Annotated in this window: 18 protein-coding genes, 1 tRNA gene and 1 pseudogene; 10 read left to right on the top strand and 10 right to left on the bottom strand. The window is 32.0% G+C overall.

Annotation, left to right across the window (positions count from 1 at the left end; all coding sequences use genetic code 11):
* The first annotated feature begins 158 nt into the window (after positions 1–158).
* Entirely contained in the window at positions 159–935 is a 777-nt protein-coding gene (locus ACNQF8_RS12630; RefSeq protein ID WP_417951617.1) for a membrane metalloprotease, read from the top strand.
* 95 nt (positions 936–1030) lie between these two features.
* On the opposite strand, the gene ACNQF8_RS12625 is transcribed toward ACNQF8_RS12630, so the two are convergent.
* A complete protein-coding gene (locus ACNQF8_RS12625; RefSeq protein WP_417953678.1) occupies positions 1031–1927 on the bottom strand; it encodes a hypothetical protein in 897 nt (298 codons plus the stop codon).
* Positions 1928–1937: 10 nt separating this feature from the next.
* A complete protein-coding gene (locus tag ACNQF8_RS12620) occupies positions 1938–2357 on the bottom strand; it encodes a DM13 domain-containing protein (protein WP_417953677.1) in 420 nt (139 codons plus the stop codon).
* 174 nt (positions 2358–2531) lie between these two features.
* Between ACNQF8_RS12620 and ACNQF8_RS12615 the strand changes: the two genes are divergently transcribed.
* Entirely contained in the window at positions 2532–4019 is a 1488-nt protein-coding gene (locus ACNQF8_RS12615) for an aminotransferase class V-fold PLP-dependent enzyme (protein WP_417951620.1), read from the top strand.
* Between the two features lie 115 nt (positions 4020–4134).
* Here the strand turns inward: ACNQF8_RS12615 and ACNQF8_RS12610 are convergent, their stop codons facing one another.
* Positions 4135–5004 (bottom strand): lysophospholipid acyltransferase family protein, encoded by an 870-nt coding sequence (locus tag ACNQF8_RS12610; RefSeq protein WP_417953676.1) that lies wholly within the window; start codon positions 5002–5004, stop codon positions 4135–4137.
* A 115-nt stretch (positions 5005–5119) separates the two neighbouring features.
* Between ACNQF8_RS12610 and ACNQF8_RS12605 the strand changes: the two genes are divergently transcribed.
* Positions 5120–5758, top strand: a complete 639-nt coding sequence (locus ACNQF8_RS12605; protein WP_315207538.1) for a rhomboid family intramembrane serine protease — start codon at positions 5120–5122, stop codon at positions 5756–5758.
* Between the two features lie 50 nt (positions 5759–5808).
* The gene (locus ACNQF8_RS12600) at positions 5809–6498 is read left to right on the top strand and encodes an SIMPL domain-containing protein (protein ID WP_417951622.1); all 690 of its coding nucleotides are present in this window, start codon (positions 5809–5811) and stop codon (positions 6496–6498) included.
* Positions 6499–6783: 285 nt separating this feature from the next.
* Here ACNQF8_RS12600 and ACNQF8_RS12595 read toward each other — a convergent pair.
* The 5 genes and pseudogenes from ACNQF8_RS12595 to ACNQF8_RS12575 all read right to left on the bottom strand — a co-directional run bounded on the left by ACNQF8_RS12595 (position 6784) and on the right by ACNQF8_RS12575 (position 9380).
* Positions 6784–6864, bottom strand: a tRNA-Tyr gene (locus tag ACNQF8_RS12595).
* A 175-nt stretch (positions 6865–7039) separates the two neighbouring features.
* A pseudogene (locus ACNQF8_RS12590) lies at positions 7040–7426 on the bottom strand (TlpA family protein disulfide reductase); the annotation flags it as partial.
* A gap of 18 nt (positions 7427–7444) precedes the next feature.
* Positions 7445–8215 carry a DUF4369 domain-containing protein gene (locus ACNQF8_RS12585; protein ID WP_315207439.1) on the bottom strand — a complete coding sequence of 257 codons (771 nt, stop codon included), beginning with the start codon at positions 8213–8215 and terminating at the stop codon, positions 7445–7447.
* Positions 8216–8520: 305 nt separating this feature from the next.
* On the bottom strand, positions 8521–8961 hold the full coding sequence (locus ACNQF8_RS12580; RefSeq protein ID WP_099715348.1) for a KTSC domain-containing protein: 441 nt from the start codon (positions 8959–8961) through the stop codon (positions 8521–8523).
* Positions 8962–9134: 173 nt separating this feature from the next.
* Positions 9135–9380 carry a hypothetical protein gene (locus ACNQF8_RS12575; RefSeq protein WP_035672083.1) on the bottom strand — a complete coding sequence of 82 codons (246 nt, stop codon included), beginning with the start codon at positions 9378–9380 and terminating at the stop codon, positions 9135–9137.
* 93 nt (positions 9381–9473) lie between these two features.
* Between ACNQF8_RS12575 and ACNQF8_RS12570 the strand changes: the two genes are divergently transcribed.
* The gene (locus tag ACNQF8_RS12570) at positions 9474–10025 is read left to right on the top strand and encodes a hypothetical protein (protein ID WP_417951706.1); all 552 of its coding nucleotides are present in this window, start codon (positions 9474–9476) and stop codon (positions 10023–10025) included.
* A 27-nt stretch (positions 10026–10052) separates the two neighbouring features.
* On the opposite strand, the gene ACNQF8_RS12565 is transcribed toward ACNQF8_RS12570, so the two are convergent.
* A complete protein-coding gene (locus tag ACNQF8_RS12565; protein ID WP_417951707.1) occupies positions 10053–10460 on the bottom strand; it encodes a response regulator in 408 nt (135 codons plus the stop codon).
* Positions 10457–13297 (bottom strand): PAS domain S-box protein, encoded by a 2841-nt coding sequence (locus tag ACNQF8_RS12560; RefSeq protein ID WP_417953675.1) that lies wholly within the window; start codon positions 13295–13297, stop codon positions 10457–10459. The genes ACNQF8_RS12565 and ACNQF8_RS12560 overlap by 4 nt, the downstream gene beginning before the upstream one ends.
* A gap of 357 nt (positions 13298–13654) precedes the next feature.
* Between ACNQF8_RS12560 and ACNQF8_RS12555 the strand changes: the two genes are divergently transcribed.
* The 5 genes from ACNQF8_RS12555 (at position 13655) to ACNQF8_RS12535 (ending at position 17195) form a co-directional block, all read left to right on the top strand.
* Complete coding sequence (locus ACNQF8_RS12555; protein WP_417951709.1) at positions 13655–13807, top strand: hypothetical protein; 153 nt, start codon at positions 13655–13657, stop codon at positions 13805–13807.
* 2 nt (positions 13808–13809) lie between these two features.
* Positions 13810–14040: a hypothetical protein gene (locus tag ACNQF8_RS12550; protein WP_417951710.1), complete on the top strand. Its 231-nt coding sequence runs from the start codon at positions 13810–13812 to the stop codon at positions 14038–14040.
* A gap of 30 nt (positions 14041–14070) precedes the next feature.
* A complete protein-coding gene (locus ACNQF8_RS12545; RefSeq protein ID WP_417951711.1) occupies positions 14071–14454 on the top strand; it encodes a YchJ family protein in 384 nt (127 codons plus the stop codon).
* Between the two features lie 91 nt (positions 14455–14545).
* The gene (locus ACNQF8_RS12540) at positions 14546–15664 is read left to right on the top strand and encodes a vWA domain-containing protein (RefSeq protein ID WP_417953674.1); all 1119 of its coding nucleotides are present in this window, start codon (positions 14546–14548) and stop codon (positions 15662–15664) included.
* A 67-nt stretch (positions 15665–15731) separates the two neighbouring features.
* Entirely contained in the window at positions 15732–17195 is a 1464-nt protein-coding gene (locus ACNQF8_RS12535) for an AAA family ATPase (RefSeq protein ID WP_417951712.1), read from the top strand.
* Positions 17196–17345 lie beyond the last annotated feature (150 nt).

The following is a 17345-nucleotide window of genomic DNA, read 5'->3' as shown; positions in this document are numbered from 1 at the left end:
AAAGGGTTTTTTCGTTTGAGATATGATGGTCTGACTTTTCGTTTAAATTATTGAAGACAATAATTTTAATCCAAAAGACGTTAGTTTTCGTAAATGATTAAGAACATATAATTTATGTTCAATTAAGATAGTATCAATAATACTAATTCATAAAAATTTTGAAAAAAATATTTACATTACTGACTATCGGTTTGTTCCTCTCAGTAGCATCCTGTTCAAAAGAAGATGATCCCATAGATAATCCAGTTGCAATAAATCCTAATACGAATAAACAGCAAACAGGAAGTTCTTCCAACGATTTATTGTCTGATAAAAAGTTCAAGAGCATGGTTATTGAAGTAGTCTATGTAGCCGGTTTTGAACCAAGTACTACAGCTATTAATAATTTTGTAAACTTTCTTACAGCAAGAACATACAAGCCAAACGGAATTCGTGTTATAAAACGTTCTATACCATCTCCGGGGAATTCACCTTATACTAATGAGGAGATTACAAGTATTGAAGATGTAAACAGAACTAAATACAATAATACTGATGAAATAGCGGTTTGGGCATTTTTTGCAGATGGAAAATCTTCAAAAGACACTGATACGTCAGTTATTCTGGGAACGGCTTACAGAAACACTTCTTTTGTTATTTATGAACAAACGCTTCAAGCTTTAAGCGACAGTCCATTTGAACCTAACAGAAGTTTATTAGAAACAACAGTAATTACCCATGAATTCGGACATATTCTTGGATTGACAAACCTTGGTACAGCATTGCAAAGCAATCACGAAGATGCTGAACATCCAAAACATTGTATTGAAAAAACGTGTTTAATGTATTGGTCTTCAGAAACTGGCGGTGGTATTTCAAATATGGTTTCAAATGGTTCAGCTCCACAATTAGATGCGCAATGTATTGCAGATCTTCGTGCCAATGGAGGGAAATAAAAGTAATATTATAATTGATTTGTTTTTTAATAAGAATGCCCAAGAAATTTTCTTGGGCATTTTTTATATTTTCCAAAGGATATAAGCTAATTTTTTTAGAAAGATACTTTGTAAATTATTCCAGCGGTGAATTCTCTGGTTAATCCGTCTGGGCGAACTTCTCGGACTACAAATGGTGTGGCTAGAGATAATTCGATGCTGTTTTTAGCATTAATTGCATAGGCGCCAATTATATTTCCATTTATGGTCAATCCATCAGAGTTTTTTATCGTTTCTCTTTGTCCAAAAGCATTCTCAAAACTATCTTCCCCTAAATGATAAATGAATAATACATTGGGTTTAAAAGTGAATTTTTTATTAGAAGTTTGGAAAGTATATGTTGTTCGAAATAAAGCATCTGATTTTCTTTCGAATAAATTAGTGGAAGGAAAATCATCTGTATTAGAGAATTCCTTGAAATACGAATTTTTATTGTTATTGAAAACAGGAATCTGAACAGCCGTATTAAAATCCCATTTTTTATAATTAAGATTAAGGCCTGCAATGAAATCAAAAGTTCCCAAACTAGATTGATATTCTAAAGGAAGTGAAAACTCATTTATTTTAAGATTTGAACTCGTAAAAGGTATTTTAAAACCCACAAGTGAACTCCATTGCATATTCATTTTTGGTTTCCAATTGTAATTTCCTATCAAATAGGCATCACCAAAAGCGCCTCGTTTACCAAAACTGCCACTTGCAACAGAATACGTAATTTTAGAACTTAGCGAAAATCGTTCGTTTATAGTTCTGGTGTAGGTGATGTAAGGTGAAATATAAGTGACATCAGCTTCGCCTGCACCAAAAATACTTCCTATTGTAATCCCGTTTTTTAATTCTTTATCTGTAGTTTGAAAACCGTTTCCAATAGAACAAATTCCGGCATCGCTGCATCCTTGCGCAAAGGAGTTAGAGAATATCCCAATGGCGATGATTAGCATTAGTTTTTTCATAAATCAGGTTTTAATTTTGAGATAATTGTGCTACAGCAAAAAGATGACTGTATTGTTGGCAGTGAATTAGGACATATTTATAAGCAGAAACATTAATCTGGGTTGGAATTGCATATACTGTAGAAGATGTTAAATTGCCAAGGTTTACAAAGTCTGTAGGCGTAGCATTTTTTGACAGGTATAGTTTCAAATCGGGACCACTGGAAACACTGAAATTTTCTAAGCGAATTTCATTCTGATTTCCATTCAAATAAATTTTAGCCGAACCGGTAACTTTAATTCCTGAGGTTGGCATGAAATTACCCGTAGCAACAGGAGCAGTATTTTCAGGAATTGGAGTGCTTAACTCAGTATCACGGGTCAAATCGCCTTCAACTTCACATGAAAGTATTAAGAAGAAAACAGGTAGTGTAAAAACAATTTTTTTCATGATGAAAATGTTTTTTGATTTGTTAATCAAATGTAAAACGAATCAAAATCACACTTTGTCAGCTACTTTACATTTGCGTCATGTTTATAATTTTTTTTTAAAATCAGTATTAACAAAATTTGAAAAAGACTATTTAGTAAAAATCAATATCTTTGAAATCAAATTAGACATACAATGATTACCAAAGAAGCGCCAACACTATTAGAGCAATACTTTCAACAGTTTCGCGATAACATAATCGGAATAGATCAAGGTTTTGAATCTCCTTACGGACAAAAACAAATTATTTATACGGATTGGACAGCCAGTGGTCGTTTGTATCGTCCTATTGAAGAAAAACTAATGAATCAATTTGGTCCTTTTGTTGCCAATACACATACAGAAACTACGGTTTCAGGAACAGCAATGACCAAAGCGTATCATCAGGCGCGTCATATTATCAAACATCATGTGAATGCAAGTGCTGATGATGTTTTGATTACTGATGGTACAGGAATGACAGGCGTTGTCAATAAATTCCAACGAATTTTGGGTTTAAAAGTACCTGAAAATTTAAAAAATTTCATCACTATTCCAGCCGAAAAGAAACCAATTGTTTTTATTTCGCACATGGAACACCATTCGAATCAAACGTCTTGGTTAGAAACTATTGCCGATGTTGAAGTTATTCCTTCTTCAGAAGATGGTTTGTTTAGTATAGAAAATCTTGAACTTTTATTAGAAAAATATAAAGAAAGACCTTTTAAAATAGCGTCTATCACATCTTGTTCGAATGTTACGGGAATCAGAACTCCGTATCATGAAGTGGCAAAAATAATGCATCAAAATAACGGACTTTGTTTTGTTGATTTTGCTTGTTCAGGACCTTACGTGAAAATTGATATGCATCCTGAAGATACTGAAAGTTATTTGGATGCCATTTTCTTTTCGCCACATAAATTCCTCGGCGGACCTGGAACTTGTGGAGTTTTGGTTTTTAATAAAAAATTATATCAAAATTTAGTTCCTGATAATCCGGGTGGTGGTACCGTAAGTTGGACAAATCCTTGGGGAGAACACAAATACATCGATAATATCGAAGATAGGGAAGATGGTGGTACTCCGGGTTTTCTTCAGGTGATAAAAACCGCATTGGCAGTTCAGTTGAAAGAGCAAATGGGAATTGAAAATATTTTAAAAAGAGAGCACGAAATAGTAGATTATATTTTCTCGGAATTAGGGAATGTTTCCAATATAAAAATCCTTGCAGGACAGCATCAGGATAGGTTAGGAGTAATTTCTTTCTTTGTGGAAGACTTGCATTTTAACTTGGGCGTAAAATTGCTGAATGATAAATTCGGAATTCAAACTCGTGGTGGTTGCAGTTGTGCTGGAACTTACGGACACTTTTTATTACATGTTGACCAAGAAACCTCCCATAAATTAATTGACGAAATTACGCTTGGAGATTTAATTAGAAAACCGGGCTGGATTAGAATGTCTATTCATCCTACAACTACAAATGCCGAAATTGAATTTGTTTGTAACGGAATAAAAGCATTAGCTGAAAACCATAAAACTTGGGCTTTGGATTATGATTATAATTCAGCTACTAATGAGTTTATAAATAAGAATGCACAACCTTTAGAAGATGAATTGGTAAAAAACTGGTTCTCCTTATAAAAAGTTGAAGTTTTAATAAACTAAAAAAAATCACATATTATAAACAATAGCGTTTATAATATGTGATTTTTTTACGAAACACTGTTTCTGATTACTGTAAACTGAATACTGAACACTATCTTCTGTGTTTCCATCTTTTATGTGTCCAGAAATAATATTCAGGAGCTTCCAGAATTTGTTTTTCAACTTCTCGTAAAAAGGTATTGGTAATTTCAAAATCAGGAATTGATGTGGGATTATCTGTAATGGGTACAAAAGTAGCTTCATAAAAACCTCTTTTTACTTTTTTTACTTTTACAAAAAGAACATTCAAATCATATTTTTTGGCTAGCATTTCGGCACCGGTATGAACTGGAACTTCAACGCCCATGAATTTATCCCAATGAAAAGCTCTGTTTAATTTTGGAGATTGATCACTGGCAAGTCCGTACATACTAAGAATTCCATTTTTTTGGTTTTCTGCCATCAACGGAATCGCTTTTTTAGTTTCTACTAGTTCAGCATTGTATTTGGATCGAATGTCTCGTATTAGTTTATCAAAATATTTATTGGCAATTTTTTTATAAACGCCTATTCCTTTAAATTTTGTTTTCTGGTTAATAGACAATAACCACTCCCAACTCGCATAATGAGAGGCTAGTAAAACAGTGCTTTTGCCTTTGTTTTCGTATTCTTTTACCAATTCAATATTGGTGACAACGAATCTTCTGTTCATTTCTGCAGATGAAATCGTCATAGTTTTAATCATTTCCAAAAACATATCACATAAATGGTGGTACGATTTCTTTTCAATTACAAGACGTTCCTTGTCACTAAGATGAGGTAATGCCAAAGCTAAATTTTCCTTTACGGTTTTTTTGCGGTAGCCAATAATATAATAAACTATTAAATAGATGAAATCAGAAAACCAATAGAAAATCCTAAATGGAAGAATGGAAATAATCCATAAAAACGGAAAAGTTAAGATAAAAACAAGAAATTGCATGCCGTTATTTTTCTTGCAAATATAAGCCAAAAATGTAGACTGATATAAATTTTGACTGCTTACTGTATCCGTATTTGAGAATGACTATCTTTACAATTCACAATAAATATACTTTATGAATACCGTTTTAATAGCAATAATTGTAGTAAATGTTTTAATTAGTTACAAAGGGTTTAATGACCTTTCTTTTTTTAGAAAATATGAGTTCCATGTTGGAAGTATTCGTTCCGGAGAACAAATTAGGATGTTGTCTTCTGGTTTTCTGCATGCTGACATGACCCATTTGATTTTTAATATGTTGACACTTTGGTTTTTTGCGCCTGTAGTCATTAGTTATTTGGGTGATTTTTCCTTTATATTGGTTTATTTTGGAAGTTTAATTTTTGGAAGTTTATTGACAATGGTTTTTCATAAAAATGATTATGGTTACAGAGCTGTAGGTGCATCAGGAGCGGTAACTGGAGTTTTATATTCGGCAATATTATTACAGCCGGACATGATGTTGGGAATCTTTTTTGTTATTCCAATGCCCGCTTACATTTTTGGAATCCTTTATTTGTTGTATTCTATTTACGGTATGAAGGCTAAGAATGATAACATTGGTCATACGGCCCATTTTGGAGGCGCTGTAGGTGGTTATTTGATTACATTGCTCAAAGAACCTACATTGTTAGTAGATCATACATTAATGGTGATATTATTAGCTATTCCAATAGTCATTCTTTTTGTAATGGAAAAATTGGGAAAACTATAATGGCACAACTTTTGAAAAGGAATTAGTACAAACAATTAAATTATATAAAAATGAAAAAAGCACTATTAATTCTGTCAGTTCTATTTATTTCGATGTCTTACGGACAAGAAGTTAAGCAAGTTCCTCAAATAAATGTAAGTGGAGAAGGAAAAGTAAAAGTTATTCCGGATCAGGCTACTATAGCAGTAACTGTTGAAACTAAAGGGAATAATGCCAAAGATGTAAAAAAACAAAATGATGAAAAGATAGAGGCAGTTTTAAAGTTTATCAAAAAAATGAACTTAGCACTGGCAGATTATAAAACGCAACGTGTTTCATTGAATCCACAATACGATTATGAAAAAAAGAAACACAGTTATAATGCTACGCAGACTATCGAAATTCTATTGAGAGATTTATCAAAATATGATGAATTGATGGAAGGCTTAGTAGACCAAGGAATTAATAGAATTGATGCGGTAACATTCCAATCTTCTAAATTAGCGCAATATCAATCTGAAGCTAGAAAATTAGCGATGAAAGAGGCAAAATTGAAAGCCGAAGATTATGTTTCTGTTTTAGGACAAAAAGTAGGGCGTGCCATGACTATTTCGGATAATTCACAAACCTATTATCCGCAGCCAATGTATGCTGCCATGAAAACAATGGAAAGAAGTGATGCTGAAGCACCAAGAGAAACTCTTGCGGTAGGAGAAATCAATATTTCAGCTAATGTTACTGTAAGTTTTATTTTAGAATAAAGAAGCTAAAAATTATAGTTAAGAAAATCCCATCTCAGATAAAAAATGAGATGGGATTTTTTTTGAATACCCTAAATACAAAATGATGAAAGTATCAATTAGGCTAAATAAAAAAACTCTTCAATTGCTTTAAAAGTTTTAGTGGGGAGAACCTGCTAAATTGTTTGGAAAAAAAACGTTCCAATTGCTTGAAGAGTTTTAGTGGGGAGAGCAGTCCCGAAGCTTCGGGAGAACCTGCTAAATTGTTCGCAAAAAAAAACGTTCCAATTGCTTGAAACGTTTAAGTGGGGAGAGCAGGATTCGAACCTGCGAAGTTTACACAGCAGATTTACAGTCTGCCCTCGTTGGCCGCTTGAGTATCTCCCCGAAGCCTTTGAGTACAACACTTATTTGTTGTAAGCGGTTGCAAATATAGAAACAGTTTTGGTTTCTGCAAACTAATTTTACACTTAATTTTACTATTATTTTTAATGCATTGGTATTGAATAAAATAAAAAAATCTCCACTAGGGAGATTTTTTGTTTTATACGGATAAATGCAATTATTTTGCTAGAAGTTCAATAACTTTTGCTCTAAGCGCATCACCTCTTAAATCTTTTGCGACTACATTTCCAGATGCATCCAGAATGAAAGTAGCCGGTATTGATTCTACTTTATATTGAGCAGCTATTGGTTCGTCCCAAAATTTTAAATTTGAAACATGATTCCAAGTTAGCTTATCTTTTGCAATGGCATCTTTCCAAGCTTTAGCATCTTTATCTAAAGAGACGCCGATTATGTTTAGACCTTTGCTGTGTAACTCTTTGTATATTGCTACAACATTTGGATTTTCTTGTCGGCAAGGTCCACACCATGAAGCCCAAAAGTCAACGATTGTAACCTTTCCTAAATTTTCTTTTAGAGAAATTACTTTCCCTTGAGGATTAGGACCTGAAAAATCTGTTCTTCATTTAGCTTCAGCAGCTGGTGCTGGAGCAACAGGAGCAGCTCCTACAGCTGGCATTTTCAATTCAGCAAGTTTAGCTTTGATAGCAATACCTGGTTTTGTTTTTTTCAATGACTCTTCTAAACTATTGTATAATTTTTCAGATTTTGCTACATCAGCAGTTGGATCATTTAACATACCTTGAATAATCAAAGCGGAAATGAATGCTTTAGGATGTGTTTCAGCATAAGTTACGTATTTAGCTTTTGAAGCTACACCAACTTCTTCTTGAATTTTAGAAAATTCTTGCATCAACTTATTGATAACAACTGTATCTTTAGTTTGTTGAGCAGTTTCCATAGCTTTCATGTTTTTGTTTTGGAAATCCATAAGTTTCTTTTGAACTTTAGTGATTTCTTCATTAAATGCTACGTATTCGTCATTATTATAAGTTCCTGAAACTTTAGATTTTGGGATACTGTCTTTGTTAATGGCGATAGTTACTTCCGCATTTTCTAATATAAAAGGTATTTTAGCTTGTGCTCCTTCTAATTGAATCGTGTAGAAAGCAGGTTCTGTTATGGTTCCTTTCATTTCGAATTTACCATTTTCAACTTTTACAGTATCTTTAGCAATCAATCCCATACCATTCGCATCTTGCGTTTCCAAGATAATTGTTTTACCATTTTCAATTCCTGTTGCAGTCCCCGAAATGATGTATTCATCTTTGCCAACTTTGCTACAAGAAATTAAAACAACAGCAGCCGAAAGTAATAAAATTATTTTTTTCATTATTAATTAGTTAATTAAGTTAAGGTTGCAAAAGTATTTAAAAAATATAAAATACAAATTATTTTGCAACCTAAATTTTTGTTATAATTTTTCATTCTTAATTAGAAGGTATCGTGTACTTTATTTGCATATGTTTTGGAATGTAAATGATTGATATTTTTATTTTAAATTTTGATTCAAAATTTATTTTTCTTCTGTCGTAATTACTTGTTTAAAAGTCAGTTATTGTGAAATAACCTGAAATTATGAAATAAAAAAAGCATCCTGATGAAGGATGCTTAATTATTTTTTGATTTTATAAAAAACTAGTCTTGGTTGATTGTTTTTCTCCAAGTAAAAGAATTTAGAATATGTCTTTTTGCAAATCTTCCAGGAGAATCAGCATTTACCATTTTTACATACGTTGCTTTAGGCACGCTAATGTATTCGTAAACACTACCATTTGAAAAGTTGATAATCAATCTACCTTCAACAAATTTATAATCTGTAATGGTAGAAGTTGAGATCGTCTCAGTATATTCTGGTAAATTTTGTTTAATCGTTTCAGGATTGATACTTACCAAGAAATGGTATGCTTCAATGATTTTTTTACTGTTTTCTTCTGCAGCTTTCAATCCATCTTCATCGCCCTGAAATTTGTCAGGATGCGCTTCTTTCATAGCGTTGCGATAAATCGTTTTCAAATCTTTCAGCTCTGCAGTTTTATCTACATTTAGCAGTTTGCGGTATTCAACTATTTTTTTCATAAATAAGGTAACTACTTGTCTTTTACTATTAAATCAATGTAATTTGATTTCAAAATCGACAAATTTTTTGCAAAGGTACACTTTTTTTTAAATTTTTAGTTTGTGACAAAAAAATATTCAAAAAAAAGAATTTGAATTCTATTTTTTGCTTAAAAAAATTGGATGCAAAAATATTATTGCTGTGGTTTATTATTAGCTTTATCGAAGTTTTTTGATTTTTTTGGATACTTATTATAACTGATATCGCTTGGATTTTCAATTATTGATTTTATTGTAATCCAATCACCAACAGTATGTTTTTGGGCCATTTTATAGTCTAAAAGATATTCACCACAAAAAAAGTTGTTGTTTTCATCTTTTTCCATAATTCCGGTGTAAACACCTTTTTGTAACATTCTTTCTTCAGAAGCTTTAGTCATAATCAATTTATTTTTTACTAATTCTAGTTGGCAAAGTTAATCAAAATATTACTTGTCTTACTATGTTTTAGACTTTCTGATTACCTTTGTTTAATGGAAAAAATATATCGTCCAAGCCCAAATTCCTTCAAAAATACTTTTTGTGTCTTTCATGAAGCGTCTTTGGACAGTATAAATGGATTAGAACTTCAATACGACAGTAAATCAGGAAGTAAGTATTATTATACTAAAGTAGGGATGTATCGCTTATCAAATCATTGGGGACGATTGGCTAACAGTAAATGGCGTTTAGAGCCATTAGAACCGGAAACAAATTCTAAAATAAAATTAGGTTTTGCGCCTTGGACCAGTTTTTACCCTGACAATGCTCTTGAAGAATTGTATTATTTAGAGGCAAATTATGTAAAGAAAACGGTTAATTATCAACATAAAAAGAATCCAAATTATGATAATAAAGCCATACTTAGAACCAGTTTTGAAACCACAAAAAGAATCAAGCAAGTCCGTAACTTATTTTCTCTGACTTCTTGGGCTAAGTATTTTGAGTATGATGATTTAGATATTTTGAGAAAAAAAATCATTGACGAATTAATCTTTACCAATAAAACATTGGAAGAAATAAAAAGAGAAGTGATGTCAATCTAAAGGATGATTTATTCAAAATTTTATCTTTTAATCATCCGAAGCAATCAATTCTAAATCATTTATAGTAACTGGTTTAGATAAATAACCTAAAATATCTGAATATGTTTTTGATTTGTTTTTGTCCTCAGAGGCAATAGAAGAACTTACAATATATACGGTGATGTTTTTGCTGAATTTAGATTTTAGCAACCCCATTTTTTCCATAAATTCCCAACCATCCATAACTGGCATATTAATATCTAACAGGATTAAATCTGGAAGTATTTCGATATTATCTGTTGTACTATTTACGGTTTCGTGCAATGCATCTATTGCTTCTTTTCCGTTTTTGAAAGAAGTAATAGTTGAAAACATTTCAGATCGTTGAATGATCTTATTTATTATGATTTGATAAATAGGATCATCATCGATTACCCAGATTGCTTTTTTTGTCATTGGATATAGATTTTAAATGTAGTTCCTACATTGGGTTCACTTTCCACAGTGATATTTCCGCCCATAGCATCAATTTGATTTTTTGTAATAAATAATCCAATTCCTTTTGAATCAGCATTATTAGTGAATGTTTTATACATTCCAAAAATTTTATCAGCGTTCTTAACAAGATCAATCCCAACACCATTGTCTGAAATTTGAAGAATTTTGTTATCATCATCATTTATCCATTTAATAATGATAATAGGTTTACGCTCCGGATGGCTATATCTGATGGAGTTCGAAATAATGTTGTAAAGAATACTCTCAAGGTAAGCTGGATTATAATTTATCATCACATTATCAGGCATGATAGTGGAAATAGAAACGCCTTTTGAGTTTATTTGTTCAGAAAGCACTCTTTGAACGGTTTCTAAATAGTGTTGTAGGTTTAATGATTCTGATACAAGACCAATGTTGGTCCTTATATTGATGACTTCGTTTAAGTGAATCATTGTTTCGTTTAAGGAATTCGAAACCGATTTTAATAATTGGATCATTTCATCTTTCTCTTCCTCAGATTCAGAAGATTCTATTAAAGACATAATAGATGCGATGTTACTAGTGTGTGATCTTAAATTGTGTGAAACTATATAGGAAAAGTTAAGTAGTCTTTTGTTTTGTTCGGTTACTAAATTGAAAGAGTCATTTAAATCTTTCTCAGCTTCTTTGGTTGTTGTGATATCGATCATTATACCACGTAAACTTAAAGCTTGGTCATTTTTGGAAATTACATTTACAATATCTCTTAACCAAACAACAGCTCCATTTTTAGCAATCATTCGATATTCAAAATCATGATTTAAATTTTCTTTAGTTTTTAAAGTGCAATAATCGGTTGTCCATTTTCTGTCTTCCGGATGAATATGATCTACCCAAAAAGTTTTGCTCTCCAACCATTCCTCTGCGGTATATCCCAATATTTTTTCTACTTTTTGACTTATAAAATTAAAAGCAAAAGTTTTAGCATCACATTCCCAAACAATTCCATCAATAGTATTAATTAAAGACTCAATTCTTTGTTGTGATTGAAGAATTATATTTTCGGATATTTTTCGTTCCGTAATATCTTCAGTGGAAACAATGATTCTTTCCAGTGATTTTTCATACCCCCGAATTACATTCCATCTTAAATTTACGTTACGATATTCGTCGTCTTTATTTTTTATTTTAGTATCAACAATTAATTGTTTGTCACCTTGAGTTATAGCAATTAGTTGTTTTGTAAAATCGTTAATTGAATCTTTATCGATGATTTGCGAAAGATCAGAAATTAATTCTTTTTTAGTTTTGACTTTATGTAAGTTCAAACACATTGTATTCACATCAATAATTTTAACTAAAGCAATACATTCACGAACCACATCAGGATGCATTTTTAAATAAAGAGAAACGGTTTCCGGACTTTCATTGATAAGATTTAATTTTTGAAGATACTTTTTAACTTCAGAGAAATCTTCTTCCCACAAAGGTATTGGTGAATCTTCAAATAGGCTTTGGAAACGGGTTTCACTTTTTTTGATTTGTTTTTCAGCTTCTTTCTTTAAAGATATATCTTCAACAATCGAGATAAGCGAAGTCAGTTTTTCACCTTTTTTAAAGAGAGGTGATACTGATAGGTTTACCCAAACAATGGCTCCAGATTTATTGTAATATCGTTTTTCTATGTTGTATTCTTTTATTTTTCCGGAGAGTAATTGGTTTAAATTTAATAAATCAGCTTCTAAATCATCAGGATGTGTTATAGCTTGAAAATTTTTTTCTTTCATTTCTTGTTCGGAATAGCCAAGTAATTTGCAAAATTGATTGTTTATTTCTATAAAATGACCTGTAGATGAATCTACGTGAGCTATTCCTACAGCTGCCTGATCAAAAATCGCTTCAAATTTTATTTCAGAATTAAAAAGTTTTGTGGCTTGAATGTTTACCAGAGATTGCAATTCTACTGGGATTTTTAATAAAGTATAAATCAAAACACCAAAAAGAGCAGCTAGAATTAGACCTATAATTCCAGGAATCAGAATTTGGGCATAAAAATAATTCTGATGTTTCGATATTAGGTATAATTTCCAATCGCCATCAGGAATAATTGTAGAGATGTTGTATTTTTTAGAAAAATCACTTTTGTTGGGCAAGTAAAAAATTTCCTTTTTGGTAGTTATATTTTTCTTTGAAAATTGAAAATAATATTTTGAATCATCTACAGTATTGATTCCGGAAGATCTCAATAAATCATTTAATTTAATAATAACAGCAGAAAATCCCCAAAATTTATTGTTCCTATAAACTGGAAATCTTCCCACAATTCCCATACCGCCTTGTTTTAGTTTTAAAGGACCGGCAAAATACATTTTTTGAGTGGCAACTGATTTCAATGCTTCCTCTTTAAGATGAGGAGTAGTTAAGATATTCAAATTCATTGCTGCTTCATTACCCTTTATAGGATAAATATATTTTATCACTCCGTTTGGAACCAATTGAACGGCACTGATACTATTATTTGATTCCATTAGTTTTTTCCCTACATAATCAAAGTTTTCAGGTACACCTTTATCATTAAGGGTTAATGCTAATGTTAAGGTTGTTGTGTAACAATTTTTTAGAGATTGCTCTAAATTCTGATTAACAATATGCAGTATATTGTTCATTTCCCGTTGTTCATCTTCTTTTATAAGTTGATACTGCTGATAAACTAGAAATCCCACAACATAGCTGAGGAATATGAACGTGATGAAGCCCGTAGTTTTTGGTTTATTTAAGAACCAACTGATAAATTTAGGGTATTTTTTATTGTTCATTTGTGCTAATTGGAGGGATAGAAAAAGCTTAATTTTTTAAAAAATAAATATATTAAAAAAAAAATAGAACACAACAATAATTTAGTACTATAGTTAAATTATCAGTTTTTAGCCTTTTAAAATATTTTATATGATTAATCATATTCATTGTGGCCTTCAAAATTATACAAAAACTAAAATTTTCGAAAAAAAGTATAATGTATTAAAAAAAAACAGAAATGATAACAGTAAATATTAAAAGGAATTAAAGCTACTATTTTGAAAATGCTAAACTCTCCAATTAAAAACAATTTAAATTTGAATAATTAACACGAACTTTGCAAGAGTTCTCAGATTTGATAGTTTAAAAAAAATGACATGGGTAGAAATAACGAAAGAAATATAAAAAAGCACAATGACAAGTTGCACAAAGCTCAGGACAAAGTAAAACAAGCGGAAATGTTGCGTAAAGAAAAACTAAAGCAAATCGCCAAAAAGTTTAACGAGACTAAGGATTTAGAAAATAATTAAAGATGGAAAACAATAAATTCGCGGATCTAAAAAAAGGGGTTCAGGAAATAATTGATTTGATTGCTAGTAGAAATGGTAGAGAGGCTAACAACAAATTAGTTGAAGTCAGTGAAGATTTAGATGAACTGCTAGACTTTGCAGAAGAAGATGAAGATCTAATAGAAATTAGTAAGTATCAGGTACTATTGAATCAATTGCAGCAAAAAATAATTGCACTTGACGGACAATTGTAAGCTGTAGCTCTTAATAGTTTTTGATATAAAATGACAAAAATAAAATGCCATTGTGGTTCCCTAAAAACCTTTGATGAATGTTGTGAACCATTTATTAATGGAACTGAAAAGGCAACAACAGCTTTAGAGCTAATGCGTTCCCGTTATTCGGCTTACGCTACCCATGCTGCAGAATACTTATTGGCAACAACTCATATTTCAGAGCGAAAACAGTATTCTAAATCTGAAATTCTAAAATGGGCAACTTCAAATCAATGGCTTCAACTAGAAATTATTGAGGCTACAGAAAATACAGTAACATTCAAAGCTTATTTTTTGGACAACAAACTACAAAAACAAATTCATCACGAATTTTCTACTTTCAAACTCGAAAATGGAAGTTGGTTTTATGTTGACGGACAATTTTTTAATTAGTTTCAGGATCTGTTTTTCTCTACTGGTTTTAACTAAAAATTAATAAACGTTTGTATAGAGGACATTTTTTATTAATGTAATTTTATTGTCTATGAAAAATGATAATAAAAAAGGATTTTATTTCAAGCAATACGAAGCCCCATTTCAATCTCCGTTTGATAAACTCTTTGGTATTTTCAAAGAATTAATCACGCATACTTCAGGAGACTTTGATGAAGCTATCGACTGGTTGAGAGAATTGGATAAAGAATATAAACTCACCGATGAACACTACACCATTGATGATTTTATTGAAGATTTAAAGAAAAAAGGCTACATCCGCGATGAACTCAAAGACGATGGAACTTCGGGAATTGGTATAACAGCTAAAACCGAACGCGCTATTCGGCAACAAGCTTTAGACAACATTTTCGGCAACTTAAAACGTTCTGGAAGTGGCAATCACAAAACAAAACATTCCGGAAACGGTGACGAACATACCGGCGAATTTCGAGAGTTTCATTTTGGTGATGGACTCGAACGAATTTCGTTGACCGAAAGTTTACGGAACGCTCAAATCAATAATGGAGTAGCAGATTTTATGTTGACCGAAAATGATTTGGTTGTCGAAGAAACACAGTACAAATCCCAAATGAGTACGGTTTTGATGATTGACATTAGCCACAGCATGATTTTGTATGGTGAAGATAGAATTACACCGGCCAAAAAAGTAGCAATGGCTTTGGCTGAGTTGATTACGACACGTTATCCAAAAGATACGTTAGACATCTTGGTTTTTGGAAATGATGCTTGGACGATTGCAATCCGAGATTTACCGTATTTGAAAGTCGGTCCGTTTCACACTAATACGGTCGCGGGTTTGCAGTTGGCGATGGATTTACTCCGCCGAAAACGAAACACTAACAAACAAATTTTCATGATTACTGATGGAAAGCCAAGTTGTGTGCGCGAAAAAGATGGTTCCTATTATATGAACAGTAATGGACTTGACGAATATATTGTGGATAAATGCTACACTCAAGCGCAACAAGCCCGCAAATTGCACATTCCAATAACGACTTTTATGATTGCTAGTGATCAGTATTTGCAGCAATTTGTCAACCGTTTTACCGAAGCTAATCAAGGAAAAGCGTTTTACACTGGATTGAAAGGTTTGGGCGAAATGATTTTTCAAGATTACGAAGCAAATCGTAAAAAAAGGATAAAATAGCAGTCAATTTATTGTCTCAGCGGAGACCAGAATAAATAATAATTTCAATAGCAATTATAATAGTAATATGAAAATAGAAAATATAAAAACACTCGGAGAATTAAAAAAATCAGGTTACGAAAGTAAAAGCATTAAAGATGAATTGCGTTCCAACCTTAGAGAAAAAATAAAATCGGGAAAACCAACATTTGAAGGTGTTCACGGTTTTGAGAATACCGTAATTCCTGAATTGGAACGTGCTATTTTGTCGCGTCACAACATCAATTTATTAGGACTTCGCGGTCAAGCCAAAACCAGACTGGCGCGTAAAATGATTGAATTATTGGACGAATACATTCCGTTTGTGACTGGTTCAGAAATTAATGATGATCCTTTAAAACCCATTTCGCGTTTTGCTAAAGATATAATTGAAACTAAAGGCGATGAAACTCCAATTTCCTGGTTGCACAGAAGCGATCGTTTTTTTGAAAAATTAGCCACGCCAGATGTTACCGTTGCGGATTTGATAGGTGATGTAGATCCTATAAAGGCCGCAAATTTGAAGCTGTCTTATGCGGATGATCGTGTGATTCATTTTGGGATGATTCCAAGAGCAAATCGTTGTATTTTTGTCATTAATGAATTACCGGATTTACAGGCTAGAATCCAAGTAGCATTATTTAATATTCTACAAGAAGGTGATATACAGATTCGTGGATTCAAGTTGAGAATGCCACTCGATATGCAATTTGTTTTCACTGCAAATCCAGAGGATTATACGAATCGTGGTAGTATTGTAACACCATTAAAAGACAGAATAGGGTCTCAAATATTAACGCATTATCCGGATACGATAAAAATTGCGAGAACAATTACAGAACAGGAAGCTAAACTGGATGCGACACAAAACGATATGGTTTATGTTCCTTCGTTAGCTCGGGATTTATTGGAACAAATTAGTTTTGAGGCAAGAGAAAGCGAATATATTGATAACAAAAGTGGTGTAAGTGCCAGATTGAGTATCACTGCTTTTGAAAATTTATTAAGCACCGCAGAAAGAAGAGCGTTGAAATCTGGACAAGATAAAACTACTTTGCGTTTGTCTGATTTTATGGGAATTATTCCAGCAATTACCGGAAAAGTCGAATTGGTTTATGAAGGAGAGCAGGAGGGAGCCGCCGCTGTAGCGCAACATTTATTAGGAGATGCGATTCATACTTTTTTCCCAGCTTATTTTCCAAAAATTGAAAAGCTGGAAAAACAAGATGAAAAAACGCCTTACACGGATATCATCGAATGGTTTTTTGCTGAAAGTGGATTCGAATTATTAGACGATTGTTCTGATGAGGAATATGAAAGAATACTTGGAAGTATTGTGCCGCTTGAAGTTTTAATCAAGAAATACCAACCACAATTGGAAAAAGAAGACAAGTTTTTCATGAAAGAATTTATTCTTTGGGGATTGGTAGAATACAAGAAACTGAGTAAAGACAGGTTCTCGGAAGGTTACCAGTTCAAGGATATTTATGGAAGTTTTATCAGTAAATTATAAATAACAAAAGGGTTTAGATTGATTTCTAAACCCTTTTTTCTTGTTTTTTATAGCTTTTAAAATAAGAAATTATGAACTAATAATTTTATTTATTTCATAATCAGTCTCTAACGGTTTTTATTAGTCTACCTTGTCCCGTTGGCCGTCTAA

It is taken from the genome of Flavobacterium labens, from assembly GCF_048286755.1.
Lineage (GTDB): Bacteria > Bacteroidota > Bacteroidia > Flavobacteriales > Flavobacteriaceae > Flavobacterium.
Note: the sequence above shows the minus strand (reverse complement) of the source record. Positions and strands in the feature narration are given on the sequence as shown.

Excerpts from the sequence above, each read along its gene's own strand:
- ACNQF8_RS12540 (WP_417953674.1), top strand. The coding sequence starts at position 14,546 with ATGAAAAATGATAATAAAAAAGGATTTTATTTCAAGCAATACGAAGCC.
- ACNQF8_RS12575 (WP_035672083.1), bottom strand. The coding sequence starts at position 9,380 with ATGACTAAAGCTTCTGAAGAAAGAATGTTACAAAAAGGTGTTTACACC.
- ACNQF8_RS12535 (WP_417951712.1), top strand. The coding sequence starts at position 15,732 with ATGAAAATAGAAAATATAAAAACACTCGGAGAATTAAAAAAATCAGGT.
- ACNQF8_RS12565 (WP_417951707.1), bottom strand. The coding sequence starts at position 10,460 with ATGACAAAAAAAGCAATCTGGGTAATCGATGATGATCCTATTTATCAA.
- ACNQF8_RS12625 (WP_417953678.1), bottom strand. The coding sequence starts at position 1,927 with ATGAAAAAACTAATGCTAATCATCGCCATTGGGATATTCTCTAACTCC.
- ACNQF8_RS12615 (WP_417951620.1), top strand. The coding sequence starts at position 2,532 with ATGATTACCAAAGAAGCGCCAACACTATTAGAGCAATACTTTCAACAG.
- ACNQF8_RS12570 (WP_417951706.1), top strand. The coding sequence starts at position 9,474 with ATGGAAAAAATATATCGTCCAAGCCCAAATTCCTTCAAAAATACTTTT.
- ACNQF8_RS12620 (WP_417953677.1), bottom strand. The coding sequence starts at position 2,357 with ATGAAAAAAATTGTTTTTACACTACCTGTTTTCTTCTTAATACTTTCA.
- ACNQF8_RS12560 (WP_417953675.1), bottom strand. The coding sequence starts at position 13,297 with ATGAACAATAAAAAATACCCTAAATTTATCAGTTGGTTCTTAAATAAA.
- ACNQF8_RS12605 (WP_315207538.1), top strand. The coding sequence starts at position 5,120 with ATGAATACCGTTTTAATAGCAATAATTGTAGTAAATGTTTTAATTAGT.
- ACNQF8_RS12545 (WP_417951711.1), top strand. The coding sequence starts at position 14,071 with ATGACAAAAATAAAATGCCATTGTGGTTCCCTAAAAACCTTTGATGAA.
- ACNQF8_RS12550 (WP_417951710.1), top strand. The coding sequence starts at position 13,810 with ATGGAAAACAATAAATTCGCGGATCTAAAAAAAGGGGTTCAGGAAATA.
- ACNQF8_RS12555 (WP_417951709.1), top strand. The coding sequence starts at position 13,655 with ATGGGTAGAAATAACGAAAGAAATATAAAAAAGCACAATGACAAGTTG.
- ACNQF8_RS12580 (WP_099715348.1), bottom strand. The coding sequence starts at position 8,961 with ATGAAAAAAATAGTTGAATACCGCAAACTGCTAAATGTAGATAAAACT.
- ACNQF8_RS12600 (WP_417951622.1), top strand. The coding sequence starts at position 5,809 with ATGAAAAAAGCACTATTAATTCTGTCAGTTCTATTTATTTCGATGTCT.
- ACNQF8_RS12585 (WP_315207439.1), bottom strand. The coding sequence starts at position 8,215 with ATGAAAAAAATAATTTTATTACTTTCGGCTGCTGTTGTTTTAATTTCT.
- ACNQF8_RS12610 (WP_417953676.1), bottom strand. The coding sequence starts at position 5,004 with ATGCAATTTCTTGTTTTTATCTTAACTTTTCCGTTTTTATGGATTATT.